The organism is Micrococcus sp. HG099, from assembly GCF_024723355.1.
Classification (GTDB): Bacteria; Actinomycetota; Actinomycetes; order Actinomycetales; family Micrococcaceae; genus Micrococcus; species Micrococcus endophyticus.
Genome location: NZ_JANQCJ010000248.1, coordinates 1 through 1,226 on the forward strand (window position 1 = coordinate 1; position 1,226 = coordinate 1,226).

The 1,226-nt window shown below is 71.5% G+C and carries 3 protein-coding genes; all 3 read left to right on the forward strand.

The window, feature by feature from the left end; all coding sequences use genetic code 11:
• Positions 1 to 256 (forward strand): hypothetical protein (locus NWP10_RS12005; RefSeq protein WP_258301055.1); only part of this gene is annotated, 256 nt, incomplete at its 5' end.
• A 234-nt stretch (positions 257 to 490) separates the two neighbouring features.
• Positions 491 to 796, forward strand: coding sequence for a 50S ribosomal protein L21 (rplU, locus tag NWP10_RS12010; protein ID WP_017489123.1), 306 nt, complete (start codon positions 491 to 493; stop codon positions 794 to 796).
• Between the two features lie 51 nt (positions 797 to 847).
• On the forward strand, positions 848 to 1,105 hold the full coding sequence (gene rpmA / locus NWP10_RS12015) for a 50S ribosomal protein L27 (RefSeq protein ID WP_002853915.1): 258 nt from the start codon (positions 848 to 850) through the stop codon (positions 1,103 to 1,105).
• Positions 1,106 to 1,226 lie beyond the last annotated feature (121 nt).

Here is a 1,226-nt window from a genome sequence, read left to right on the forward strand (position 1 = left end):
GGCCGAGCCCGCCCCCGCGGCGCGGCCCGAGCCGGCGCGCGAGGAGGCCTCCGTCGCCCGGCGCCGTCGGTCCCGTCGCGCGGTGTCCTCGGACGGCGTGCGCGTGCAGGTCGAGGACGCCTCCGGGGCGGCACGGGGCGGACGCTTCACGGCGACCGCCGCCGAGCCCACGGCCCCCGCCGAGCAGGGCGCCTCGGCGCCCGTGATGCTGGGCGTGGGCGTCAAGGCCGCGGACCTGGCCCGCCGCAGCCGCTGACCGCCTCGTCGTCGCCGCCCGGAGGCCCCTCCGGGCGGCGGCGACGCGCCGGTGGCCGCCCCGTTTGGTCCGGATGCGGGGCACCGAGTATGCTGGACCATCGGTGTTCACCGCCCGCAGGCTCCCGCATGTCCCGGTGAGGGACCGCCGGACCCGGACGCAGTCGCGGTCGAGGTGCGAGGCGAGCAGAACCCGGACTGATCCATTGAAAACGTCGAGAGAAGTGAGTCCCAAGTGGTGTACGCGATTGTCCGCGCTGGCGGCCGCCAGGAGAAGGTTTCCGTCGGAGACCTCGTTACCCTTGACCGCGTTCCCGCTGAGACCGGTGGCTCCGTCGAGCTGCCCGCTCTGATGCTGGTGGACGGGGACAAGGTCACGGCAGGCGCCGACGCCGCCGGCGTGAAGGTGACGGCTGAGGTCGTCTCCCACTCCCGCGGCAAGAAGGTCGTCATCATGAAGTACAAGAACAAGACCGGCTACAAGAAGCGCCAGGGCCACCGCTCTGAGCTCTCCACGGTCAAGATCACCGGGATCGCCTGAGCCGTCCGCGGCATCAGCGAAACCGGGCATCCGAGAGGTTAGGCAACAGCAATGGCACATAAGAAGGCCGGCAGTTCCTCCAAGAACGGCCGCGACTCGAACCCCCAGTACCTCGGCGTCAAGCGCTACGGCGGCGAGGACGTCAACGCCGGCGAGATCATCGTCCGCCAGCGTGGCACCAAGTTCCACCCGGGCCGCAACGTCGGCCGCGGCAAGGACGACACGCTCTTCGCGCTGTCCGCCGGCTCCGTGGCCTTCGGCCAGCGCCGCGGCCGCAAGGTCGTGGACATCGTCCCCGCCGCGGAGTGATCTGACGCTCTCGCGGTCTGCGTGCGGCCCCTCGCCCGGCGAGGAGCACCGCACCACGTGACGCCCCGGCGGGGGCGGGCCCCTGTCTCTTTTATCCATCTGACGCCTCCGACGCTCTTTC

What these genes read in the sequence shown, in the direction of transcription:
- rpmA (WP_002853915.1), top strand. Translation starts at nt 848, where the DNA reads ATGGCACATAAGAAGGCCGGCAGTTCCTCCAAGAACGGCCGCGACTCG.